The organism is Leisingera sp. ANG-M6, from assembly GCF_000813905.1.
Lineage (GTDB): Bacteria > Pseudomonadota > Alphaproteobacteria > Rhodobacterales > Rhodobacteraceae > Leisingera.
This window is the reverse complement of sequence record NZ_JWLG01000042.1, coordinates 1,643-2,322: the sequence shown is the minus strand read 5'-3', so window position 1 is coordinate 2,322 and position 680 is coordinate 1,643. Positions and strand designations below refer to the sequence as shown.

General features: G+C 69.1%; 1 pseudogene. It reads right to left on the bottom strand.

Annotated elements, in window-relative coordinates:
- Positions 1-463: pseudogene (locus RA24_RS22865) on the bottom strand (IucA/IucC family protein); the annotation flags it as partial.
- Positions 464-680 lie beyond the last annotated feature (217 nt).

Here is a 680-nt window from a genome sequence, read left to right as displayed (position 1 = left end):
GCAGCCAATGGCCGAAGGTGAGCGCCTGTTCGGCGCTGAGGAAGCCGTCCGGTTCGGGTGAACCTGCGTGGCGGCGCAGGTTCTGCTCGATCCCGGCGTTGCTGTTGAAGAGGCCGCGCAGGAATTCCGGCAGCTGGCCCGCATCGCGGCTGTTGAGCCGGGCAAAACACTCCTGTGTGATCAGGGTCAGGACCTGCACCGCGGGGGCGGATTGCCAGGTGCTGGAGGTATCAAACTGGATTTGCGCCGGGCCGAACCGATGCGGGCCGGTCGCGGAGAAGTAGGTGATCCGCACCTGCAGCCGGGCGGGGATGTGGCTGAGCGGGATTTCCACCGTGCTGCGGTCATCGGCCAACACGGCGCTGCCGGGGGTCATTTCGCGCAGATAGGTGTTGAGGAGCGCCTGAAGCGAGGCGGCCTGCGCGGCGGTGGCGGCGCAAGGGATGCTTTGGTGGAGGCTCATCACTGGCCTCCCGTCAGGGGGCGGGCAGGGTGCATGGGGTCTTCCCGTAGCCGTGCCGCGGCACAGGCGGGCCCCGGCGGTGCCGGGCCGTCGGGCCGGGTCAGTTTTTGACAGGAACTAGCGGGAAGCTGGCTGCGGAGCGGCGCGGGCTAAAGGCTGGCCGCCGGCTGTGAAGGTGCCTTCACGCCCCGTACTTAGCCTGTGCGGGGGGGGGGGG